Source organism: Actinokineospora alba (genome assembly GCF_004362515.1).
Taxonomy (GTDB): Bacteria; Actinomycetota; Actinomycetes; order Mycobacteriales; family Pseudonocardiaceae; genus Actinokineospora; species Actinokineospora alba.
On record NZ_SNXU01000001.1, the window covers coordinates 1702862 to 1725408 of the forward strand.

Annotated in this window: 22 protein-coding genes and 2 tRNA genes; 11 read left to right on the forward strand and 13 right to left on the reverse strand. The window is 68.6% G+C overall.

Annotated features, from left to right (window positions below):
- Nucleotides 1–19 precede the first annotated feature (19 nt).
- From gyrA to C8E96_RS08130, 3 genes are all read left to right on the forward strand, one after another.
- Nucleotides 20–2524 (forward strand): DNA gyrase subunit A, encoded by a 2505-nt coding sequence (gyrA, locus tag C8E96_RS08120; RefSeq protein WP_091383708.1) that lies wholly within the window; start codon nt 20–22, stop codon nt 2522–2524.
- A gap of 31 nt (nt 2525–2555) precedes the next feature.
- Complete coding sequence (locus C8E96_RS08125; RefSeq protein WP_091383707.1) at nt 2556–3383, forward strand: DUF3566 domain-containing protein; 828 nt, start codon at nt 2556–2558, stop codon at nt 3381–3383.
- Nucleotides 3384–3445: 62 nt separating this feature from the next.
- Nucleotides 3446–3522: transfer RNA gene (locus C8E96_RS08130), tRNA-Ile, on the forward strand.
- A gap of 66 nt (nt 3523–3588) precedes the next feature.
- On the opposite strand, the gene C8E96_RS08135 is transcribed toward C8E96_RS08130, so the two are convergent.
- Together C8E96_RS08135 and C8E96_RS08140 are read right to left on the reverse strand one after the other, a co-directional pair.
- Nucleotides 3589–4470: an alpha/beta fold hydrolase gene (locus tag C8E96_RS08135; protein WP_091383706.1), complete on the reverse strand. Its 882-nt coding sequence runs from the start codon at nt 4468–4470 to the stop codon at nt 3589–3591.
- A gap of 50 nt (nt 4471–4520) precedes the next feature.
- Nucleotides 4521–5774 carry an amidohydrolase gene (locus tag C8E96_RS08140; protein ID WP_166657919.1) on the reverse strand — a complete coding sequence of 418 codons (1254 nt, stop codon included), beginning with the start codon at nt 5772–5774 and terminating at the stop codon, nt 4521–4523.
- A gap of 232 nt (nt 5775–6006) precedes the next feature.
- Here C8E96_RS08140 and C8E96_RS08145 point away from each other — a divergent pair, with 232 nt between their 5' ends.
- The 3 genes from C8E96_RS08145 (at nt 6007) to C8E96_RS08160 (ending at nt 7242) form a co-directional block, all read left to right on the forward strand.
- Nucleotides 6007–6147: a DLW-39 family protein gene (locus tag C8E96_RS08145; protein WP_133794258.1), complete on the forward strand. Its 141-nt coding sequence runs from the start codon at nt 6007–6009 to the stop codon at nt 6145–6147.
- 34 nt (nt 6148–6181) lie between these two features.
- A tRNA-Ala gene (locus C8E96_RS08150) sits at nt 6182–6257 on the forward strand.
- A 442-nt stretch (nt 6258–6699) separates the two neighbouring features.
- Complete coding sequence (locus C8E96_RS08160) at nt 6700–7242, forward strand: DUF2020 domain-containing protein (RefSeq protein ID WP_091383704.1); 543 nt, start codon at nt 6700–6702, stop codon at nt 7240–7242.
- A gap of 47 nt (nt 7243–7289) precedes the next feature.
- Here the strand turns inward: C8E96_RS08160 and C8E96_RS08165 are convergent, their stop codons facing one another.
- Nucleotides 7290–7901, reverse strand: a complete 612-nt coding sequence (locus C8E96_RS08165; RefSeq protein ID WP_091383703.1) for a hypothetical protein — start codon at nt 7899–7901, stop codon at nt 7290–7292.
- A gap of 100 nt (nt 7902–8001) precedes the next feature.
- On the opposite strand from C8E96_RS08165, the gene C8E96_RS08170 reads away from it, so the two are divergent.
- Together C8E96_RS08170 and C8E96_RS08175 are read left to right on the forward strand one after the other, a co-directional pair.
- The gene (locus C8E96_RS08170; protein WP_091383702.1) at nt 8002–8556 is read left to right on the forward strand and encodes a peptidylprolyl isomerase; all 555 of its coding nucleotides are present in this window, start codon (nt 8002–8004) and stop codon (nt 8554–8556) included.
- Nucleotides 8557–9483: a rhomboid family intramembrane serine protease gene (locus C8E96_RS08175; RefSeq protein WP_091383701.1), complete on the forward strand. Its 927-nt coding sequence runs from the start codon at nt 8557–8559 to the stop codon at nt 9481–9483.
- Here C8E96_RS08175 and C8E96_RS08180 read toward each other — a convergent pair.
- Together C8E96_RS08180 and crgA are read right to left on the reverse strand one after the other, a co-directional pair.
- Nucleotides 9480–9881 carry a PH domain-containing protein gene (locus C8E96_RS08180; protein ID WP_091383700.1) on the reverse strand — a complete coding sequence of 134 codons (402 nt, stop codon included), beginning with the start codon at nt 9879–9881 and terminating at the stop codon, nt 9480–9482. The genes C8E96_RS08175 and C8E96_RS08180 overlap by 4 nt on opposite strands.
- 144 nt (nt 9882–10025) lie before the next feature.
- Entirely contained in the window at nt 10026–10292 is a 267-nt protein-coding gene (gene crgA, locus C8E96_RS08185; RefSeq protein ID WP_091383699.1) for a cell division protein CrgA, read from the reverse strand.
- A gap of 171 nt (nt 10293–10463) precedes the next feature.
- Here crgA and C8E96_RS08190 point away from each other — a divergent pair, with 171 nt between their 5' ends.
- Nucleotides 10464–11336, forward strand: a complete 873-nt coding sequence (locus C8E96_RS08190; protein ID WP_091383698.1) for a class E sortase — start codon at nt 10464–10466, stop codon at nt 11334–11336.
- Entirely contained in the window at nt 11336–11491 is a 156-nt protein-coding gene (locus C8E96_RS33150) for a hypothetical protein (protein WP_091383697.1), read from the forward strand. Before C8E96_RS08190 ends, C8E96_RS33150 begins: the two co-directional genes overlap by 1 nt.
- Here the strand turns inward: C8E96_RS33150 and C8E96_RS08195 are convergent.
- Both C8E96_RS08195 and C8E96_RS08200 read right to left on the reverse strand, forming a co-directional pair.
- Nucleotides 11478–12701 (reverse strand): APC family permease, encoded by a 1224-nt coding sequence (locus C8E96_RS08195; protein WP_091383696.1) that lies wholly within the window; start codon nt 12699–12701, stop codon nt 11478–11480. The genes C8E96_RS33150 and C8E96_RS08195 overlap by 14 nt on opposite strands.
- 170 nt (nt 12702–12871) lie before the next feature.
- Entirely contained in the window at nt 12872–13342 is a 471-nt protein-coding gene (locus C8E96_RS08200; RefSeq protein WP_091383695.1) for a DUF4279 domain-containing protein, read from the reverse strand.
- A gap of 85 nt (nt 13343–13427) precedes the next feature.
- Here C8E96_RS08200 and C8E96_RS08205 point away from each other — a divergent pair, with 85 nt between their 5' ends.
- Nucleotides 13428–14075: an aminodeoxychorismate/anthranilate synthase component II gene (locus C8E96_RS08205; protein WP_091383694.1), complete on the forward strand. Its 648-nt coding sequence runs from the start codon at nt 13428–13430 to the stop codon at nt 14073–14075.
- A 44-nt stretch (nt 14076–14119) separates the two neighbouring features.
- Here the strand turns inward: C8E96_RS08205 and pknB are convergent, their stop codons facing one another.
- The 6 genes from pknB to C8E96_RS08235 form a co-directional block, all read right to left on the reverse strand.
- Entirely contained in the window at nt 14120–16096 is a 1977-nt protein-coding gene (gene pknB / locus C8E96_RS08210; RefSeq protein WP_091383693.1) for a Stk1 family PASTA domain-containing Ser/Thr kinase, read from the reverse strand.
- Nucleotides 16097–16190: 94 nt separating this feature from the next.
- Entirely contained in the window at nt 16191–17633 is a 1443-nt protein-coding gene (locus C8E96_RS08215) for a serine/threonine-protein kinase (protein ID WP_091383692.1), read from the reverse strand.
- A gap of 1 nt (nt 17634) precedes the next feature.
- Nucleotides 17635–19128, reverse strand: coding sequence for a peptidoglycan D,D-transpeptidase FtsI family protein (locus tag C8E96_RS08220; protein ID WP_091383691.1), 1494 nt, complete (start codon nt 19126–19128; stop codon nt 17635–17637).
- Nucleotides 19125–20609: an FtsW/RodA/SpoVE family cell cycle protein gene (locus tag C8E96_RS08225; RefSeq protein WP_091383690.1), complete on the reverse strand. Its 1485-nt coding sequence runs from the start codon at nt 20607–20609 to the stop codon at nt 19125–19127. Before C8E96_RS08225 ends, C8E96_RS08220 begins: the two co-directional genes overlap by 4 nt.
- Nucleotides 20609–22042, reverse strand: coding sequence for a PP2C family protein-serine/threonine phosphatase (locus tag C8E96_RS08230; RefSeq protein WP_091383689.1), 1434 nt, complete (start codon nt 22040–22042; stop codon nt 20609–20611). Before C8E96_RS08230 ends, C8E96_RS08225 begins: the two co-directional genes overlap by 1 nt.
- A complete protein-coding gene (locus C8E96_RS08235; RefSeq protein WP_091383688.1) occupies nt 22039–22497 on the reverse strand; it encodes an FHA domain-containing protein FhaB/FipA in 459 nt (152 codons plus the stop codon). Before C8E96_RS08235 ends, C8E96_RS08230 begins: the two co-directional genes overlap by 4 nt.
- Nucleotides 22498–22547: the final 50 nt, after the last annotated feature.

The following is a 22547-nucleotide window of genomic DNA, read 5'->3' on the forward strand; positions in this document are numbered from 1 at the left end:
ATGAAAGGAACTTTGCGTCGTGACTGAAACCCTGCCGCCGACGGGGGACCGGATCGAGCCGGTCGACATCCAGCAGGAGATGCAAAGCTCCTACATCGACTACGCGATGAGCGTGATCGTCAGCCGCGCGCTGCCCGACGTGCGCGATGGCCTCAAGCCGGTCCACCGCCGGGTGCTGTACTCGATGTTCGACACCGGTCTCCGCCCGGATCGCAGCTACGTCAAGTGTTCCCGCGTCGTCGGCGACGTGATGGGTAACTACCACCCGCACGGCGACTCGTCGATCTACGACACCCTCGTGCGGCTCGCCCAGCCGTGGTCCATGCGGTACCCGCTGGTCGACGGCCAGGGCAACTTCGGTTCCCCGGGCAACGACCCGGCCGCCGCCATGCGGTACACCGAGGCCCGGCTCATGCCGCTGGCCATGGAGATGCTGCGCGACATCGGCGAGGACACCGTCGACTTCGTGCCGAACTACGACGGCAAGACCGAAGAGCCGGTCGTCGTCCCGTCGCGCATCCCGAACCTGCTTGTCAACGGCGGCAGCGGAATCGCCGTCGGTATGGCGACCAACATCCCGCCGCACAACCTGCGGGAGGTCGCCGACGGTGTGTTCTGGGCGCTGGAGAACCCCGACGCCGACGACGACGAACTGCTCGCCGCGCTGCTCACCCGGATCAAGGGCCCCGACTTCCCGACCAAGGGACTTATCCTTGGCACACAAGGGATCCAGGACGCCTACCGGACCGGTCGCGGCTCGGTTCGGATGCGCTCGGTGGTCGAGGTCGAGGAAGACGCCAAGGGCCGCACGATCCTGGTCGTCACCGAGCTGCCCTACCAGGTCAACCCGGACAACCTGATCGAGAACATGGCGCAGCTCGTGCGCGACGGGAAGCTCACCGGCATCTCCGAGATCGCCGACGAGTCGAACAACCGCGGCGGCATGCGCATCGTCATCGGCCTCAAGCGCGACGCCGTGGCGAAGGTCGTGCTGAACAACCTCTACAAGCACACCCAGCTGCAGCACAACTTCGGTGTCAACATGCTGGCCCTGGTCGACGGCGTGCCGCGCACGCTGCGGCTCGACCAGATCATCCGGCACTACGTGAAGCACCAGGTCGAGGTCATCGTCCGGCGCACCCGCTACCGGCTGCGCAAGGCCGAGGAGCGCGCCCACATCCTGCGCGGTTACGCCAAGGCGCTCGACATGCTCGACGAGGTCATCGCCCTCATCCGGCGCTCCCCGTCGGCCGACGAGGCCAAGACCGGCCTGATGTCGCTGCTCGACGTCGACGAGATCCAGGCGAGCGCGATCCTCGAACTGCAGCTGCGCCGCCTCGCGGCCCTGGAGCGGCAGCGGATCATCGACGAGCTCGGCGAGATCGAGCGCTACATCGCCGAACTGCAGGCCATCCTGGAGAGCCCGGTCAAGCAGCGCGAGATCATCCGCGACGAGCTCAAGGAGATCGTCGACAAGCACGGCGACGAGCGGCGCACCCGCATCCTGCCGTTCGACGGCGAGGTGTCGATCGAGGACCTGATCGCGGTCGAGGACGTCGTCGTCACGATCACCCGCACCGGCTACGCGAAGCGCACCAAGACCGACCTGTACCGCGCGCAGAAACGCGGCGGCAAGGGCGTGCAGGGGGCGGCGCTCAAACAGGACGACATCGTGGAGCACTTCTTCGTGTGTTCCACGCATGACTGGATCTTGTTCTTCACGAACAAGGGCCGGGTCTACCGCGCGAAGGCCTACGAGCTGCCGGAGGCCAACCGCGCCGCCCGCGGCCAGCACGTGGCGAACCTGCTCGCCTTCCAGCCCGACGAGCAGATCGCCCAGGTCATCGAGATCAAGGACTACGAGGTCTCGCCGTACCTGGTCCTCGCCACCCGTGACGGTTTGGTCAAGAAGTCGAAGCTTTCCGACTTCGACAGCAACCGCGCGGGGGGTCTGATCGGTATCAACCTCCGTGAGGACGACGAACTCGTCGGCGCGGTCCTGTGCTCCGCCGAAGACGACCTGCTCCTGGTGTCCGCGGGTGGCCAGTCCATCCGCTTCCACGCCAGCGACGACGCCCTGCGCCCGATGGGCCGCGCCACCTCGGGCGTCCTCGGGATGCGCTTCAACGCGGGCGACGAACTGCTGACCCTCGGCGTGGTCAAGGAGGGCACCTTTGTTTTGGTGGCCACCGACGGCGGGTATGCCAAGCGCACGCCCATCGAGGACTACTCGGTGCAGGGGCGCGGCGGCAAGGGCGTGCTCACCGTCCAGTACGACTCGCGGCGTGGCAGGCTGGTCGGAGCGGTGATCGTCGAACTCGAAGACGAGCTGTTCGCGATCACCTCGTCGGGCGGGGTCATCCGGACCACGGCCGCCGAGGTACGCAAGGCAGGCAGGCAGACAAAGGGCGTCCGTTTGATGAACCTGGGTGAAGGGACCACCCTGGTAGCCATCGCACGGAGCGCGGAAGGCGTCGCCGAGACCGACGACGACGAAGAAGCGCCAGAGGCGCCGACCGAGTAATGCGAACGCGCAGACCTAGGGGATTCCGCTCGTGACACCACCCGACAAGCCGGACACCAACGCACCGGAGCAGTCCGCCGAGGAGCGGGCCTCCGTGGCGACCAGCAAGGTTGAGCCGGTGGCCGAGCCCGCCGCGGCGGAACCCGAGGCCCCGGCGGCGGAGACCACCTCGGTCACCCCGCCGCCATGGCAGCGCGTCACCGCCGACGAGGCGTACGGCGACACTGGCGACACCAGCGGCAGCACTACGGAGAACCTCTCCACCGACGGCGACACCACCCAGGCGCTGCCGATCAACGGGATCGCCGAAGCGGCCTACCAGCCGCATGTCGCCGCCCCCGCGAACGAGCGCCCGGTCGTCACCGGCACCGCCGCGTCACGCCTGTTCGGCGGCCACCAGGAGCCGGAGACCCCGCACCGCACCGCGGTCCACCTGGACCCCGGTGTCCGCACCACCCCGCCCCCCAGCGCCCTGCGCAGGCCAGGGCGGGGCCCGCGGCGGGCCAACCTGCAGATCAAGCGCTTCGACCCGTGGTCGGTGCTGAAACTGTCCCTGGTCCTGGGCGTCGCCCTGTTCTTCGTCTGGCTGGTCGCCGTCGGCGCCCTCTACGCCGTCCTCGACGGCATGGGCGTCTGGGACAAGCTCAACGGCATCTCCAGCGAGCTCCTCAACGCCGGCGCCGAAGGCGGCAGCACCGGAGACCTCATCAGCGCGGGCCGCGTATTCGGCGTCGCGGCGATCATCGGCGCGATCAACATCGTGTTGTTCAGCGCCCTGGCCACCGTCGGAGCCTTCATCTACAACGTGTCCGCCGACCTGGCGGGCGGCCTCGAAGTGACCCTCGCCGAACGGGAGTAGGCCGAAGGGGATACCGATTTGGGACCGCGAACCCCTCTGCGGTAACCTTCTCGCGTTCCCAGGGGCCTATAGCTCAGGCGGTTAGAGCACTTCGCTGATAACGAAGGGGTCGGAGGTTCAAGTCCTCCTAGGCCCACCAAACACTCAGGGCCGGTACGCGAGTCGCGTACCGGCCCTGAGGGTTTTACGGCCACGAGTAAGCCTCTCAACTCGCACGATGGGTTGTGAGGAACCGGTCGATCAGCTCGGCGATGTGGTCCGCGGCGTTCCACATGGGGGCGAGGTGGGTGAGCGGAAGCCGGATCAGCTCGACGTTGGGTTTCGCCGCCACCAGGTCGTTGAGCTCCAGCTCGAGACCGGCGGGCCACTGTGCCTCCGTGCAGAAGATGATCAGCGTCGGCCCGTCGCACTCGTGGAACATGTGGACCATGCTGCGAGACAGGTCGGCCAGTTGGTCGTCCAGCAGTCGCCGGGCCGGATGTCGGCGGAAGGTTCCGTCCGACCGCGCCACGAACTGTCTGCGGGCTTCGACCTCGGCGTGTGGTGAGCCGTAGTTCAACCGGTCGAAGAACGCCAGGACTTGCTGGACCTGGCTCTCCATCCAGGCTCGGTCACCGGACTCAGGCGGAGCGGTCAGCGCTGCCAAACCGGCGCGGGTAGTGGCCGACCACACCTCGAACGCGGCGGCGTCCTGAGGTGTCGCATGCCGGACGGTTCCCGCGGCGAAGCCGTCGATGCTGACGATCCGCGACTCCGGGTGCCTGCCGCCGTAGTGGCCTGCCACGATGCCGCCAAGCGAGGCCCCGACCACGTCGACCTGCCCCAGTGCGAGCTCGGCCGCGATCGTCTCGAGGTCTGCGACGGTGTCGTCGAAGCTGAACAGTTCGGCGTCGCCGGACTGCCCGCAGAACCGGATGTCGACCGTGACGACCCGCCTGCCCGCGCCGAGGCGCCGGGCCAGACCGTCCATCGATTCCAGGTTTCCGCCGATGCCGTGCAGCATCACCAGCGCGCGACCGCTGCCGCCATAGTCGCGGTACGCGATCGGTACACCGTCATGCGCTGTGACTGTTCCGTCCGCTGCCACGGCGCCAATCGTTTCGCACGAAGCTGCTCACGGCCAGACGAATCGCGGCGTCAACACGGTGCGGTGTGGGCGCAGTGCTCCGTTCGTCCGCCGACCATGGTCGCGAGCACCTCGATGGTCGGCAACCGGTGTACTTCGACGGTCGTCGGGTCATCCGAGAGGATCACGATGTCCGCGTACTTTCCGCTGGCCAGGGTGCCTTTCACGTCCTCTTCGAACGTGCCGTACGCGGCGTCGACGGTGAGCAACCGCAACGCCTGATCGACGGTCAGGCGCTGCGCCAGCTGCCAGTCCTCTGGGGGACGGCCGAGGTAGCTCTGCCGGGTCACCGCCTGGTGGACTGCCTCCAGGGGCGACCCGTGGGGCAGTTCGATGGCGCGGCCCGCCAAGCCGAGCACCAGCCATGGCATGTCGGTGCCGCCGATGGTGCGGACACCGCTTTCCACCAGGTCCCGCCAGCGGGTGATCCACCGGGTCTGGCCGCGGGCCACCAACTCCGGGAACCCGGCCTCCGCCGCCAGATCACCCGGCATCCCGGGCTGGATGGAGGCGATCAACCCCAGCTCGCCCATCCTGGTGAGCTGGTCGTCGCGGAGTTGGACGACGTGCTCGACCCGGTGGCGTGCGTCCGCGGTCGGGTGCGTGGCCTGCGCCCGCGCCACCGCCGTCAGGTATTGGTCGTGCGCCTCGGCACTGATCGCGTGCGCCGTCACCTGCCATCCGTCGCGGTGCGCGGAAAGCACATACCTGTCCAGCTCGACCTGGTCCCAGTGGAACCTCGTGCCCCAGTCGTGGTCGAGGAACAGCTTGATGCCCGCGACCCGCAGCCGCGGGCTGTAGGCGTGCCGTGGGTCGAACTCCCGGAACCACTCGCCGAACTTCTCGTCGTCGAAGTTCACCGGCAGGTAGGCGTTGACCCGCAATCGGAGCCGACCGGCCTCGTCGAGCGCACGCAGGTCCGCCAATCGCTGCTGGTTGACGAACTGCTCGTTGACGCTGGTCCACCCCCGGCGCAGGGCCGCGTCGATCGCGGAGTCGGCGTTGTGCCCCACCATGCCTCCGTCGCCGATCCAGTGCGCATGGGAGTCGATGAAGCCCGGCAGCACCGTCCGCCCACCGAGGTCCACCACGCGCGTGGTGAGTTCCCGCAGGGCCAGCACGTCTTCGTCGTCGCCGACCGCCAGGATCCGCCCGTCCCGGACCGCGATCGCTTCGGCCCGCGGCAGCCCGGCCTCCATGGTGAGCACGATCCCGCGGTGGTAGATCACCTCGGGCGGAGTGGGTTTCGGTTCGGGTGCGGGCACGAGCAGAATCGCCCCGCACCCGACCAGAACGACCCCATGACGCCACGACCTCGCCATGCCCCATCGTCCCACCCCCGGCCCTGAGCGCTCGCGTGCCGACGCGCGCACGGGCCTTGCGGTGATCGACAGGTGTTCGGGTGCCACGACGGCGTGAGTGGGTGTTGTGGCAGACTGGGCGGGTCACGTCGGGTGTGACGTGGACGGACTTGAAGTGCCAAAGGAGGCATTCGAAGTGAAGAAGCTTCTCGCGCTCGCCGCAATTGCTGGTGGCGTCCTCCTGGTGGTGCGCCGCAAGAACTCGGCGAAGGCAGAAGCCGACCTGTGGCGCGAGGCGACCACGCCCGTCGCCAACAACGGCGTGAAGAAGGCCTGACCCAGCACGGCGCGGCCCGCGGGCCGCGCTGCACGGGGACGTAGCTCAATTGGCAGAGCACTGCCTTTGCAAGGCAGGGGTTAGGGGTTCGATTCCCCTCGTCTCCACCACGATCAACACACGCTAAAGCCCAGGTCAGCAGGGTTGCCCCGCTGTCTGGGCCTTGTGCGTCAACTCGCAAGATCACCGCGCGTGCCCCTCGGGGTCATCGGGCTTTGGGCGACGGGCCCGCTTGCGCCGGCTTCCTCGTGCAGGTGGCGGCTGGGCCTCGACACACGATCGTTTTGCACCCCGAGGACTTCCTCGTCCCACGATCTCGGATCGGCGACCGAAGCTACGGGTGCTGCGGGCCGGGCGGATCGGACGGCCCGAAGCTGAGGTGCGAGTGCGGCGCGGAGATCGCCACCGAGATCAACGACTGCTACACCCCGCACGAGATTCGGCTTGAACCCGCGCTCGTGGTGAGTGTTTCCGCCTGACTGCCGCGCCATGTTCCACGTGGAACATGGCGGATCACTGCGCCATTCGGCGGTCTGGTTGACTTGCGGGGCCATGAGACGAGTCGTGATCTTCGCCGCGTCCCTGTTCGCTCTCAGCGCGTGCACCGCCGAGCCGGTGCCGTCGACTGCGCCGGACCAGACGGTCGAGCCGCCCGCGAGCACTGCCGCCGCGCCCACGTCCGCGCAGGCTCCGCCCGCGCCGGAGCCGGTGGCGGATGGGCCGTGCCCCTACCTGGAGTCCGCCGCGGTCGCCGACGCCAACGGGCAGCGGGTGACCAAGGTGCGGATCTCCGCGGACAAGCCGCACCCGGCGTGCTTCTTCTACCGGCCCGACGGGACCGTCCAGCTCACCGTGCGGATCTACGTCGGCGAGGCCGCGGTTGCCACGGCGATCGTCGACGAAGCCGCACCGCGGGCTACGTCGGATCCGGCTCGGTCACCCCAAGGGTGGAAAGGTGGCTCCCTTTCGGGTGACAAGGGCGCCGTGTACGCCGTCGCCAAGGACAAGGTCGCCGTCGTGGTGACCTCGAACCAGGCGCAGACCATCAAGGCCCGACGGATCGTCGAGGCCGTCGTCACCGAACTCGGCCTCTGACGCGGGGGAAGGTGGCCCCGCGAGGGGGCCACCTTCCATGTGCGCGCCTAGTTCTTGTCGGACGTGATCGGCTCGGCCGGGCTGGCCTGGCCGTTGCGCTCGGCTGATTCCGGCCTGGGGGCAGGCTTCGGCTTCGGCGCGGGCACGGGCTCCGGCTTGGGCGTGTGCGCCGCCGGGGCCTGCTCCGAGCGGCCCCGCATGATGACCGCGGCCGCACCGCCCGCCGCGGCGAGCAGCAGGAACAGCGGCCACTTGCGGCGCTTGTTGCCGGGGTCCTTCGCGGCCTTCTTGGCCGCCGCCTTCGCGGCCTTGATCTGGTCGCGCAGCTCGCTCTTGTACGCCTTGACCTGCGGCTTCAGGTCCTTCTTCAGCTGCTTGACCGGCACCGACACCTGCTCCGGGATCTCGAGCGACTGGCTTGCCCGCTTCGCGGCCTTGGCCAGCTGCTTGCGGGCGCGCCGGGTCTGCGCGGCCATCTCGTCCCGAGCGACGTGCGCGGTCTCGGCGATCACATCTGCCACCTGCTTTGGCGCGACACCTTTCGCGGCCAGCTTGTGCTCGGCGGCCTGAGCCGCCTCACCGGCGCGTGCGGCACCTTGGCGCGCCGCGCGCCAGCCGGTGCCGACGGCCTTGCCCACCGTCTCTCCGGCCCGGGTCATGGCTTCACCTCGTTCATCGTGGGACTGATTGTGGAACTGATTCAGACCATCAATCCTGCCCCTTCCCGACAGATCCTGCCGAAGATGGCACGATGGGGCGGTGGCAGACAGCAACGCATCCCTCGTTGGGACGAAGGTGAAGGTCACCCTGCATACCTCGCAGGGTGACATCCGGATCAACCTTTTCCCCGACCATGCACCCAAGACCGTGGCCAACTTCGTCGGCCTCGCCGAGGGCACGAAGGAATATTCGAAGAAGAACGCGTCGGGCTCCGAGTCCGGTCCGTTCTATGACGGCTCGATTTTCCACCGGGTGATCGACGGCTTCATGCTCCAGGGCGGTGACCCGACCGGTACCGGCCGCGGTGGTCCCGGCTACGAGTTCGCCGACGAGTTCCACCCGGAACTGCAGTTCAACAAGCCCTACCTGTTGGCCATGGCCAACGCCGGGGCCAACACGAACGGCTCGCAGTTCTTCATCACGGTGGGCCCGACGACCTGGCTGAACTTCAAGCACACCATTTTCGGTGAGGTCGCCGATCAGGAATCGCGCACCGTGGTCGACAAGATCGGCCACATCGCGACGGGCCCGAACGACAAGCCTCTCGAAGATGTGGTGATCGAAAAGGTCATCGTCGAGCGCTCCGAGGGCTGAGTGTCCACTCCGTCCGAACCGACAGGAACGCAGGCGGGCCTGCCCGCCTGCGTTCGTCACCCCGGCAGGCAGACCGGGCTGCGCTGCACGCGCTGCGACCGGCCCGCGTGCCCGGAGTGCCTCGTCGAGGCGTCGGTCGGCTTCCAGTGCGTCGACTGCGTCCGGCAAGGGCGCAGCGAGGTGCGGCGGGCGACCACCGTCGCCGGTGCCGAGCTGTCCGACAAACCGGTCCTCGTGCCCGCGCTCATCGCGGTCAACGTGGCGATGTTCGTCATCACGGTGGCCCTGGCGCGGGACCTCTTCAACAACCAGCAGTCAGAGTTGTTCGCGGCTCTGCTCGCCTACGCGCCGTCGATCGCCGAAGGTGAGTGGTGGCGCACCCTCACCAGCGGATTCCTGCACTACGGACCGCTCCACGTGCTCGTCAACTGTGTCGCGCTGTGGTTCCTGCGTGACATCGAGCTGCTCCTGGGCCGCCTGCGGTTCGCGCTGGTCTACTTCCTGTCGATGCTCGGCGGCAGCGCGACGGTCTACCTGTTCGACGCCGTCGAAACCAGGAGCACGGGCGCGTCCGGCGCGGTCTACGGCATGCTCGGCGGCCTGCTCGTCGCCGTGATCCGGCTCAAGCGCGACAAGCACGTCCTGATGTCGGTGCTGGGGATCATCGCGCTGAACATCGCGTTCAGCATCTCCGTGCCCGGGATCTCCCTGCTCGCGCACCTCGGCGGCCTGGTCGTCGGCGCGGTGGTCACGGCGGGCATGGTCTACGCCCCGACCGCGCGGCGCCTGCCGGTACAGATCGGGACGGTTGTGGCTGTGGTCGTCGTGCTGGTCGCGTTGTTCGTGGTCCGCACGCCCCAGGTCAAAGACCAGACGTTCTGCGTCAACCCGACCACGCTTGAGTGCTACTACGCGACCCGGCTCTAGGTCCGTAGGCGCAGCAGGGCGTCGGTGACGTCGTACGGCTCCGCGCCGAGGTCCAGCCTGCCCAGGAGCACGAGGGCGGGGTCCTCGGCGTTGTCGGCGTCGATCTCGACGACCTCACTCTCGCGGCCCAGCCTGCGCGTTCGGGCGACGCGGATGTTGACCTCGCCCCACGACCAATGCCGCGTGTGGAACATGCCGCGAACGGTGACGCCGGACTGGTCCGCGGCGAGGCGAGGGCGCGCGACGGTGCCGAACAGCGACAGCAAACCCAGAGTGAAAGTCGCGATGACCAGCAGGATCGTGCCCCGGGCGTCGCCCACGAAAAGGGCGCCAAGCAGCGCGAGCGCGGTCATGACCCAGCCGATGCCGACGACGGCGGGCTGGGGCGCCCAACTCATGGGTTCAAGGCTTGGCACGGTTATCCACAGTAGTTATCCACACTGGGGATGACTTACATCCATGTGGTTCAGTCGTGTGGGCTGAATGGATGTATCCCGCCGAACACGATGGGGTGAAACGGCAGGACTCTCCGTGGGCGCGGGTCAGCGCCAGCGCATCGTCATCAGCAGGCCGGCGATCATCAGCGCGAATCCGATGGCGAAGTTCCAGTTGCCCAGGTCCGCCATGAACCCGATCTTCTGACCCGCGATGTAGTTCACGACCAGCCACGCGAGGCCGATCAGCATCACTCCGAGCATCACCGCGACGTAAATCGGGTGGGACGGTCCCGCTGACTTGACCTTCACCGGCGTGCGGCGATCGCTCGGCGCGGTGTAGACGTCCTTCTTGCGGACCTTGGACTTAGGCATGCTGTCCTCGCCTGACGTGGAGCGTTGGGTGCGGTTGTTCTAAGGCATGGGCGCAACTCCCGCCGATGCAACACGTTAACGTAGCTGAGCACGTAGCCGAATCACCAGTCGCCAACGTTCTGAGTTCGTTAGCGCGAGGGTGGTCGGGCAACACCCGCGAGAGGAGCCCGCGTGAGCACGCTCGACAGCGGCGACAGCCCAGCGGAATCCCCGGTCGGCCCTGGTCAGGGCCCGGTTTCGGGAGATTCCGATCGGGTTCGCTCGGTTGTTCGCGGGCTCGGCGAATTACTCATCACGGCGGGTCTCGTGGTGCTGCTTTTCGTCGTATACGAGGTTTACGTCACCGACCTGGTTTCCGCCGGCAAGCAGCGGGAGGCCACGTCGGCGCTTGAGGACACCTGGAAGGCGGGGCCGCCCGAGGAAGAGCGGGTCGACCACTTCGAGGGCCTTGGCGAGGGCGCGGGCTTCGCGAAGATGTTCGTCCCGGCCCTGGGCAGCGACTACGCGTTCACCATTCTCGAGGGCACCACCGAGAAGACCCTGGAGGTCGGCCCCGGCCACTACCAGGGAACGGCGTACCCCGGTCAGCCCGGCAACTTCGCGGTGGCGGGCCACCGGGTCGGCAAGGGCGCCCCGTTCAACGACATCGACCTGCTCAACTCGTGCGACGCGATCGTGGTCGAGACCCGGTTCAGCTGGTTTGTCTACCGGGTCATGCCCAAGAAGGACGAGGCAGGCAGGTGGGCGGAGAAGGCGTCCGACCCCAGGTGCAAGGGTGTGGCCCCGCTGGGCGCGCCGTATGACGAGGTGGTCGGGCAGGAGATCGTCAACCCGAGGGACAGCTCGGTCATCGCGCCCGTCCCGCACCGCCCGGGCGCCGAGGGCAGCGTCGGTGAGCAGGTCACGCTGATGACGCTGACGACTTGTCATCCGCGGTTCTCCGACCGCCAGCGCCTCATCGTCCACGCTGTGTTCGTGCAGCATTGGGCGAAGGACCCGGCCCATCCTGAGTTCAGGCCGCCAGAGTTGAAGGAGACCTCCTGATGTACGGGTGGATTTGGCGGCACCTGCCGGGCCCGATGGCGGTTCGCGCGATCACCGCGTTGCTGCTCATCGCCGGGGTGGTGGCACTGCTGATGTTCGTGGTGTTCCCGTGGATCGAGCCGAAGCTGCCGTTCAACGAGGTCACGACCGAATAGCGAGCCTGGCCAGCAGCCCGACCGCGAGCACGCCCGCGCCGATGAGGACCGAGCCGAACGGCAGGGTCACGGCGAGCACCACACAGCCGACGAACCCGGCGACGTTGAGCCAGCGCGGCCACCGTCGTTCGCTCACGGGCTGCCGGTACGCGCTCGCGTTGGCGACGGCGTAGTAGACAAGCACGCCGAACGACGAGAACCCGACCACCCCGCGCAGGTCGGCGAGCAGCACGAGCACGCACACGGTGGCCCCGACCGCCACCTCGGCGCGGCGCGGGACGCCGAAGCGGGAGTCGACGGTGGCCAGGAACGGCGGCAGGTCCCGGTTGCGGGCCATCGCCATGGCGGTCCGGCCGATGCCGGTGATCAACGCCAGCAGCGCGCCCAGGCTGGCGGCCGCGGCGCCGATGCGGACCGCGATGGTCAGCCCGGGGTGTCCGGCGACCGTGAGCACGTCGGCCAGTGGGGCTTTGGACTCCGCGAGCCGGTCCGGGCCGAGGACCAGCAGCAAGGTGACGCCGACCGCGAGGTAGACCACCATCGCCCCGCCGAGTGCGCCCAGGATGGCCCGGGGAATCGTCCGGGTCGGTTCGCGGACCTCTTCGCTCAACGTCGCGATTCGCGCGTAGCCGGCGAAGGCGAAGAACAGCAGACCTGCTGCCTGGAGCACGCCGAGGGGTCCGCGGGTGAACCAGTCGCCCGCCGGGGCGGCGGCGGGAAGGGCGAGTGCGACGGTGCCGACCAGCACGATGAGGACGACGCTCAGGAGCACCTTGGTGAGCAGCGCGGTCCGGGTGATGCCGAAGCAGTTGACCACCGTCAGCACCACGACCGCCGCGGCGGCGATCGGCCGCTCCCAGCCCGGGGCCGCGTAGGCGGCGAACGTCAGCGCCATCGCCGCGCAACTGGCGGTCTTGCCGATGACGAACCCCCACCCGGCGAGGAACCCCCACCACGGCCCGAGGACTTCACGCCCGAACAGGTAGGTGCCGCCGGAAGCGGGGTAGGCCGCCGCGAGCTGCGCGGACGCGGTGGCGTTGCAGTAGGCGACGAATCCGGCGATGACCAGCGCGACCAGGACCGCCCCACCCGCACTGGCCGCGGCAGGCGCGAACACCGCGAAGACGCCCGCCCCCAACATCGACCCAAGCCCGATCGCGGTCGCGTCCACAGTCCCGAGCCTGCGCGTCAACTGAGTCACGGCGACCATGCTGCCATGGTCGAGTTGTCCACAAGCAAGATCGACATCGGCCGAAATGTCACCCCTCGCCGATAGACTGGCCAAGGGCAGTGCCCCCGGGTGGGTGGGGGTTTGCGCTGGTAGGGGCGGCGGCGAAAATTGGGATGAGTGGGTTGGTGGGCAACCGGTGTGGCCGTTGGTCATCCGTATTCGTCGACGTCGAGGGTGGCTTCGACGGCCGATAGGAACTCCAGGACCTCGCGATCGACTGTCCAGCTGAGCAAGTGGTGCTGTCCCGGCAGCTTCTGCAGCCGCGCATCAGGTGAGCTCAGTTCTTCCTCCGCGCCGTCTTCGGCGGCGAGGTAGCGAACGACTCTCATGACCGCGCCGCCGTGCTGCGGGTCCGCGGACCTTAGCTCCCGGGCGAGGGCGACGATTTCGGCGTGGTGCGGAGTGAGCCGGTGGACTACCCGGGCAAGCTGTTCGTCCACCCTGAGCCGAGGTTCGTCGCAGACGACTTCCCACGCGTGGAAGACGGGAATCGGCGGCCTGGTCGAACGGGCTCCTCGGACCCTGACCCGGTCCGGTTCGACACCGAGGCGTGCCGTGACCTCGGCTGCCGACACCTGACGACTCACCAGGCCGAGGTACACGTATTGCCGGATGCGCACAGTCGGCACGTTATGGCCTGAGGAGACCAGCGTCCTCAGCAGGCTCAGGCTCAAATCAGGTGGTGGCGGACTGTAGGTTGTGGGCATGCGCGTACTGGTCGTCGACAACTACGACAGCTTCGTTTACAACCTCGTGCAGTACCTGGCCCAGCTGGGCGCGGAGTGCGAGGTGTGGCGCAACGACGCCGACGAGTTGGGTGATCCGGAGGCGCTCAGTGGGTTCGACGCCGTCCTGATCAGTCCTGGGCCGAGCACGCCGGAGCGGGCCGGGCTCAGTGTCGACGTGGTCAGGCGCTGTGCCGAGGCGCGGAAGCCGTTGCTTGGGGTTTGTCTTGGGCATCAGGCCATCGCCGTCGCCTACGGGTCGACCGTGGATCGGGCGCCGGAGCTGCTGCACGGGAAGACCAGCCAGGTCGTGCACACCGGCACCGGGGTGCTGGCCGGGCTGCCGCATCCCTTCACCGCGACCCGCTACCACTCGCTGACGGTGGTGCCGGAGACGATCTCCGACGAGTTCGAGGTCACCGGGCGCACCGAGACCGGCATCGTCATGGCGATGCGGCACCGCGAGCTGCCGATCGAGGGTGTGCAGTTCCACCCGGAATCCGTACTGACCGACGGCGGGCACCGGATGCTCGCCAACTGGCTGGCCACCGCCGGGTTCGTGGTGCCGGAAGCCCGGGTCGCCGAATTGGAGCGCGACATGCGTGCGCTCACCCAAGCGCTGGCATAACGAAAACGGCCCCTCCAAGCGGAGGGGCCGTTCTCGTTGAGCCACTAGGACGTCGGGATCCCCACGCCGGGCTTGCGCCCGACCAGCAGGTTCACCGTGGCGTTCTTGTCCAGCTTCTGACCGTTGTTCGGCCGCTGGTCGATGATCTTGCCGACCTTGTCCTCGTCGTTGGTCAGCGTCTCGTTGACGTTGAGCGTGCCGGTCCAGCCCAAGGCCTTGAGGATCTGGTCGGCCTCCGTCGGCGTCTTGCCCTCCAGGTCGGGCATCTCGATGGAGACCTGGTCGCCGTTGGACACCTCCAGGGTCACCGTCGACCCGGGCTTCAACTTGCCGCTCTTCGGCGACTGGTTGACGACCGTGCCCGCGGGTTTTTCGGACGAGACGTCCTTGCGCTGCGGCTTGAAGCCCAGCTTCGTCAGGTTCGCCGCCGCGGTCTCGTAGTCCTGGTCGATCAGGTTCGGCACCTCGACGGACTCCGGTGCCTTGCCGATCGTCAGCTTGACCTGGGTGCCGACGTTGACGCTCTGGCCACCGGTCGGGGTCTGGCCGGTGACCTTGCCGACCGCGGCCGGGTCGTCGGTCGACTCCTCCTCGACGCCGGAGACCTGCAGCTGCAGCTTCTGCAGCTCCGCGGTCGCCTCTTCCTTGGTCTTGCCGGTCAGGTCGGGCACCGTGACCTTGCCGGGGGTGCCACCGACGCGGAGCATCACCGTGTCGCCCTTGCGGACCGTGGAGCCTGGCGTCGGATCAGTCCCGATCACCTTGCCGATGCTGTCCGGCCCGCAGGTGGGACTGCCGTCCGGCGCAGGCTGGCAGGGGACGACCGTGCGGTTGATCTTCAGACCCTTCTCGTCGAGGGTCTGGATCGCCTGTGACTCGATCTGGTTGGTGACGTCGGGCATGGGGAACGTCTCGGCCCCGGCGGGCGGTCCGCCCTTCTCCGACATCAGCCAGAAGATGAGCCCGGCGAGCCCGGCGACGAGCAGGCCCACCAGGATGATCATCCAGGTCTTGCGCTGCTTGCGTCTGCGGTCTTCCTCGTCGTCAGCGAACCGGTCGTAGTCGTCGTAGTCGTCGGAGAGGGCCTCAGGGCGGTGGCGGCCGCGGGTGTCGGACTGACGGGTCGCGCCGAGCACCGCGGTGCGGTCCTCGTCGGTCATCACCATCGGCGCCGACGGCCGCTGGCCGGACAGCACCCGGACGATGTCGGTGCGCATCTCGGCGGCCGACTGGTAGCGGTTGGCCGGTCCCTTCGACATCGCCTTGAGGACGATCGCGTCGAGCTGCGGGCTGACCCGGGGGTTGACCTGCGACGGCGACCGGGGGTCCTCACGCACGTGCTGGTAGGCCACCGCGACCGGCGAGTCGCCGGTGAAGGGCGGCTCACCGGTGAGCAGCTCGAACAGCACACAGCCCGCGGCGTAGACGTCGCTGCGGGCGTCGACCGACTCGCCGCGCGCCTGTTCGGGGGACAGGTACTGCGCGGTGCCGATCACCGCGGCGGTCTGGGTGACCGCGACCTGGCCGTCGGCGACGGCGCGGGCGATGCCGAAGTCCATCACCTTGACCGCGCCGGACTTGGTGATCATCGCGTTGGCCGGCTTGACGTCGCGGTGCACGATGCCGTGCCGGTGGCTGAAGTCCAGCGCCGCGCAGACGTCGGCCATGATCTCCATCGCCCGCTGGCCCGAGAGCGGTCCCTCTGACTTGACGATGTCGCGCAGGGTTCGTCCGTCGACGTACTCCATGACGATGTAGGGGAGAGGACCGGTTTCGATCCTGGTCTCGCCGGTGTCATACACGGCGACGATCGCGGGGTGGTTCAGCGCGGCGGCGTTCTGGGCCTCGCGGCGGAACCGCTCCTGGAACTGCGGATCCCTGGCCAGGTCCGCGCGCAGCACCTTCACGGCGACCTCGCGTCCCAGTCGGACGTCCCGGCCGCGGTGGACCTCGGACATGCCGCCGTACCCGAGAGTCTCGCCGATCTCGTAGCGGTTGGAGAGCAGTCGCGGTGTGGTCATCGGTGCGTCGTCCCGCTCCTAGTCAATTCCTGTCCCATCATGCCTGCTGTCTGCCTCCGAGCCGGCTGTTCGCTGTCTGGCTCGTTCATCCTGCTCACCTCGGTGGACTCTGCTGCGGCCGGCACACGATTGTGATGCGGTCGCCGCGTTGCAGTTTCCCGATCGGCGTGATCTCCGTCACCGAACAGGCCGCTGGGTCTTCCGGCGGGACATCCGAGTCGGTGACCACGGTCGACCGAAGGCCGTCGCGCTCCAGTTCAGCGGCGACGTCCGAGGCAGGCCGGTGGATGTACCGAGTCGGAATGACCGTCACGATCTCACTTTCGGTACCCGCGTCGGACGGTTTCGGTGAGATCGACGTGGGACCGCTACCTGGCCGACTGTCGGGCTGTTTGCCCGTGGTCTCGGCAGTCTCGGATTTGGTGTCGCCGTTCGGCCGCTCGTTCGAGCCTTCCGACGCGAAGAGCGCGGGCAGCAGGAACGCCAGCGCGGCGATCAGCGCCACGGCGAGCACCACGATCGTGATCCACAGCCCGGTCCGGCTCTCCCGGATCGGCTGACGCGGCGGGATGCGCATCGGGAACGCGCCCGACGGCGGGCCCGGCGGTCGGACGGGCATCATCCCGGGATGCGTCCCCGGACCGCTGGGCGGACCCATCCGGTGCGCGGCCATCGCCAGCCCGGTCGGCGCGGGCAGCGGGTGGCCCGCGCGCACCGCGGCGACGGCGTTGGCGAACTCGCCGCCGTTGCTGTAGCGCTGCCTCGGGTCCTTCACCAGCGTCGCCTCGATGACCGCGCGGGTGCCCGGCGGGACGTCCGGCGGCAGCGGCGGCGGCATGTCGCGGATGTGCATCATCGCGACCGTCACCGCGTTCTCCGACAGGAACGGCCTGCGCCCGGTGAGGCATTCGTAGCCGACCACGGCGAGGGAGTAGACGTCGCTGGCGGGCTCGGCTTCGTGTCCTAAAGCCTGCTCCGGGGCGATGTAGTGGGCGGTGCCCATGACCATGCCGGACCGGGTGACCGGTGCCGCGTCCGCGGCCTTGGCGATGCCGAAGTCGGTCAGCTTCACCGTGCCGGTCGGGGTGATCAGGATGTTGCCCGGCTTCACGTCGCGGTGGACGTACCCGCGCTCGTGGGCCGCCTGCAGCGCCTGGCCTGCCTGTTCGAGGATGTCGAGCGTCCGCTCGGCGCCGATCCGGCCCTCCTTGGCCAGGATCGCGGCCAGCGGGTCGCCCTCGACGAGTTCCATCACCAGGTACGCGGTGTCCTGCGGGCCGTCGACGATCGCGGCCGTCTCGCCGTAGTCGTGCACCGCGGCGATGCCCGGGTGGTTGATCGACGCGGTGGTCCGGGCCTCGGTGCGGAAGCGGTGCAGGAACTCGGCGTCGCCGGAAAGCTCCGGCTTGAGCACCTTGACCGCGACCTTGCGGTCGAGCCGGGTGTCGGCGGCTTCCCAGACCTCGCCCATGCCGCCGACCGCGATGCGGCTGCTGAGCCGGTAGCGGTCGGCGAGGAGTAGGCCGGAGGTCAGCACGTCAGCTCCCCCCGGCGAGGAAAGCGTTGATCGTCGCGCGGCCGACGGCCGCCGAGAGCTTGCCACCGGTCGCCGCGACGTCGCGGCTCTCGACGAGCACCGCCACGGCGATCTTCGGGTCTTCGGCCGGGGCGAACGCCACGTACCAGGCGAACGGCGGGGTGTTCTTCGGGTCGTTGCCGGTCTCGGCGGTGCCGGTCTTCGACGCGATGGTCAGGCCGTTGGTCTTGCCGTCGCCACCGGTCTTCGCCTCGGAGGCGACCATCATGTCGCGCAGTTGGTCGGCGCTGGAGCGCGACATCGCCCGCCCCAGGCTGTCCTCGTCGAGCTTGGCGATCTCCGACAGGTCGGGGGCCAGCACCGACTTCACCAGCTGCGGCTTCATCCGCTCGCCGCCGTTGGCGATGGTGGCGACGATCTGCGCGTTCTGCAGCGGGGTGAGCCGGACGTCGCGCTGGCCGATTCCGCTCTGGTAGAGCGCGTTGGGGTCGCTGATCGTCATGCACTGATCGCCCGCGGCGGGACCGACGCACGACTGCGTGACCTTCATCGGGACCCGCAGGTCGTTCTCGCCGACGCCGAACTTCGCGGCCTGCTCGGGCAGCTTCTCGTCGAGGTCGTGGGCGAGCTGGGCGAACGCGGTGTTGCACGACAGCGACAGGGCGGTCTCCATGGTGACCGTGGTCTGGCTGCCGTTGCAGAAGCCGCGGTTGTAGTTGCGCAGTTCGGAGCCGCCGACGCCGATCCGGTCGGTGGCGGTGACCTGGTCGTCCTTGGTCTTGCCGTCCTCGAGCGCGGCCGCGGCGACGACCAGCTTGAATGTCGAGCCGGGCGCGTAGGTCTCGGCGATCGCCCGGTTGAGCATGGGCTTGCGCTTGTCGGCGTTGTACTCCCGCCACGCCTTCTCCTGCGCGGCGCCGTTGTGCGCCGAGAGCGGGTTCGGGTCGTAGGACGGGGTGCTGACCATCGCGAGGACCTCGCCGGTCTTCGGGTTCAGCGCGACCACCGAGCCCGCGAAGCCCTGCTTCTCCATCGCCTGGTAGGCGGCGAGCTGGGTGGCCGGGTTGATCGTCAGCTCGATGTTGCCGCCGCGCGGGTCGCGGCCGGTGATCAGGTCCGAGAGCCTGCGCACGAACAGCCGGTCGTCGGAGCCGTTGAGGATCTCGTCCTCGGCCCGCTCCAGCCCGCCCGCGCCGTAGCGCGTCGAGTAGAACCCGGTGACCGGCGCGTACAGCGGCCCGTTGGTGTACTGGCGCAGGTACCGCAGCCGGTTGTTCGTCGGCTGCACGGTGGCGAGCACCTGGATCTGGTTGTTGGACGAGCGGGCGAGGATCTTGCCGCGCTCGCGCGAGTACTCCTCCAGCAGGACCCGCTGGTTGCGCGAGTCCTTGCGGTAGTCGTCGGCCTTGATGATCTGGATGTAGGTGGCGTTCGCCAGCAGCAGGACGATCATGCAGAGCATGGCCAGGCCGACTCGGCGCAGCGGTGTGTTCATGTCGGCCGCTCCGTCGGGGGTCGTTCCACCATCACCGTGCGGTCCTCGGCGATCGGCACCTGCGCCACCGGACGCGGCCGCACGCCGGTCTGCGGGCGGCGCGCGGCGTCGGAGATCCGCAGCAGCAGCGCGACGAGCACGTAGTTGGCCAGCAGCGACGAACCGCCGTAGGACAGGAAGGGCGCGGTGATACCGGTCATCGGGATCAGCTTGGTGACCCCGCCGACGACCACGAACACCTGCATGACCAGCAGGAACGACAGGCCGCCGCCGAGCAGCTTGCCGAAGGTGTCGCGCACGGCCAGCGCGCTGCGCATGCCGCGCATCGCGAGCAGTGTGTAGACCATCAGCAGCGCGGCCAGGCCGATGAAGCCCAGTTCCTCGCCGATCGCGGCGGCGATGAAGTCGGTGTTGGCCAGCGGGACCAGTTCCGGGCGGCCCGCGCCGAGCCCGGTGCCGCCGACGCCGCCGGTGCCGAGGCCGAACAGCGCCTGCGCGATCTGGTAGCCGCCGCCCGCGTCGGCGTAGGTGCTCAGCGGGTCGAACCAGTTGGCCACGCGCTGCTGGACGTGGGTGAAGAGCTGGTAGGCGACGAAGCAGCCGCCGACGAACAGCGTCAGCCCGACCACGACCCAGATGCCGCGCTCGGTGGCGACGTAGAGCATCACCAGGATCGTGCCGAAGAACAGCAGGGACGTGCCGAGGTCCTTCTGGAACACCAAGACCGCGAGCGAGACGCCCCAGGCGAACAGAATCGGCCCGAGGTCGCGTGCCCGCGGCAGGTCGACGCCGAGCACCCGGCGCCCGGCGACCATGAACAGGTCGCGCTTGGAGACCAGGAACGCGGCGAAGAAGATCAATAAGAGGATCTTGGCGAACTCACCCGGCTGGATGGAGAACGGACCGAACCGCAGCCAGATCTTCGCGCCGTTGATCGTCGGCGCGATCGCGTTCGGCAGCACGGCGGGCAGCGCCAGCAGGAACAGCCCGGCCAGGCCGAACGTGTAGTTGTACTTCGTCAGCGTCCGGTGGTCCCGGATCACGATGAGCACCGCCAGGAACAACACCAACGCCAGCGCGGTCCACAGGATCTGCTTCGGGACGTCGTTGTTGATCTCCTCGCCCGCCCGCAGCGCCTTCTCGGTCAGCGCCAGGTCGATCCGGTAGATCATCACCAGGCCGAGGCCGTTGAGCAGCGCCACACACGGCAGGATCAGCGGATCGGCGTAGGGCGCGTATTTGCGCACAGCCCAGTGCGCGGCGCCGAACAGGGCCAGGAACGCGAGCCCGTACCAGACGATGCGCAGCGTGAGCTGCTCATTCTGGTTCGCCTCGACGAGCATGAGCGCCGCGGAGACGACGAACGCGGCGAACCCGAGCAACAGCAGCTCGGTCCCCCGGCGCGTCGGCGCCGCACCGTCGGGCCCGACGCCGCTCAGCCCGGCCGCCGGACCAACCGCGCCCTGGACCGGTGATCCCATCAGCCGCCGCCCTTGTCCTCGTCGCGCGGCTTGCGGCAGTTCACACCCGGTTCCGGGGTGACTTGACCAGTAGGACCAGCGGTCGTCGTGGTGGGCGGAGCGATGTTCGACGTGGCCACGTTCGGCTCGGTCGGCGCGCCCGTCGGCTGGGCGGGCTGAGTCGTGGGCGGCGGCTGCGTGGTCGTGGTCTTCGCCAGGTCGGCGCAGTCGGGCAGGCCGAACTTGCTGCGCAGCTCGCGGACGAACTCGCGCGCCCCGACGATGTTGTCGAACGTGATGCTGCCCGAGCGGACCTCGTCCTTGCCGAACTGCTCCAGGTCGTCGACGTAGAACTTGTCGCACGTCGCCGCCGTGGCCGGGTCGCACGAGCCCTCACGCTGGCTGTTGAGCGACAACCCCAGCACGCTGCCGCGCACACCCTGGAAGATCGCGATCTCGCCGTTCTCGCCCTCACCGACGAAGTACTGGTTGTTGACCCACAGCCGGGCCGCGATGGCGCCCGCCACGAGCAGCAGCAGCACCAACAGACTCGCCAGGATCAGCCGCACGCGCTTGCGGCGCTTGATCCTCGGGTCCGGCGGCTCCGGCGGCGCCTCGACCCGCGGCAGCCTCGGCGCCGTGATCGTGGCCGCGCGCGAAGCGGGGGAGTCGCCGGGCGGCATCTCGTCCATGCCGTTGCCCGCCGCGCCACCCACGATGGGGTTGTTGTCGCCGTAGTCGACGTCGATCACGTCGGCGACGATCACGGTGACGTTGTCCGGGCCACCGCCCTTGAGCGCCAGCTCGATCATCCGGTCCGCGCACATCTGCGGATCCGGGATCTCGATGGCCTCGCTCATGGTCTCGTGGCTCACCGGGCCCGACAGGCCGTCGGAACACAACAGGTAGCGGTCGCCCGCGCGGGCCTCGCGCACCGTCAGGCTCGGCTCGACCTCATGGCCGGTCAGCGCCTTGAGCAGCAGCGAACGCTGCGGATGGGTGGCGGCCTCGTCCTCGGTGATCCGGCCCTCATCGATCAGCGACTGGACGAACGTGTCGTCATGCGTGATCTGGGTGAACTGGCCATTGCGCCGCAGGTAGACCCGCGAATCGCCGACATGGACCAGCCCGATGCGGTTCCCCGCGAAGAGGATCGCGGACAGGGTCGTGCCCATGCCGTCGAGATCCGGGTCGCCCGCGACAAGCTCGGCGATGGCGCCATTGCCCGCCAACGTCGCCTCACGCAACTGGCCGAGAAGATCATCACCCGGCTCGTCGTCATCGAGCGGCGCGAGCGCGGCGATGACGACCTTGCTGGCCACCTCGCCCGCCACATGGCCACCCATGCCATCGGCCAAGGACAACAAGCGGGGACCCGCGTACACGGAGTCCTGGTTGTTGGAACGAACCAGGCCCCGGTCGCTTCGGGCCGCGTAGCGAAGAACAAGGGTCATGAGCGCAGCTCGATCACCGTTTTGCCGATACGGATCGGGACACCAAGTGGCACCCGGAGGGGTGCGGTGACCTTAGCCCGGTCGAGGTACGTCCCATTCGTCGAGCCCAGGTCTTCCACGTACCAGTCCGTTCCGCGCATCGACAGCCTGGCATGCCGGGTCGAGGCGTAGTCATCGTCGAGAACCAACGTCGAATCATCGGCCCGGCCGATCATGATCGGCCTGCCGTCCAGCGAGATCCGGGTACCGGACAGCGCGCCGTGAGTCACCACGAGCTGCCGAGGTGCCTTACCGCGCACCTTGCCCGCCGCGGACCGGCGGAAACCGGGCACCGCGACCCGCAGCCCGGAGGCCGCGTAAAGATCGGAGCGGACCACCCGAAGCGCGGCCAGCACGAACAGCCAGAGCAGGGCGAGAAACCCTGCCCTGGTCAGCTGCATAACCAACTCTGGCACTTGTTGTGACCGCTCCCGCTTCTGCCGCGTCCGACCCGCCCGCGAACCGC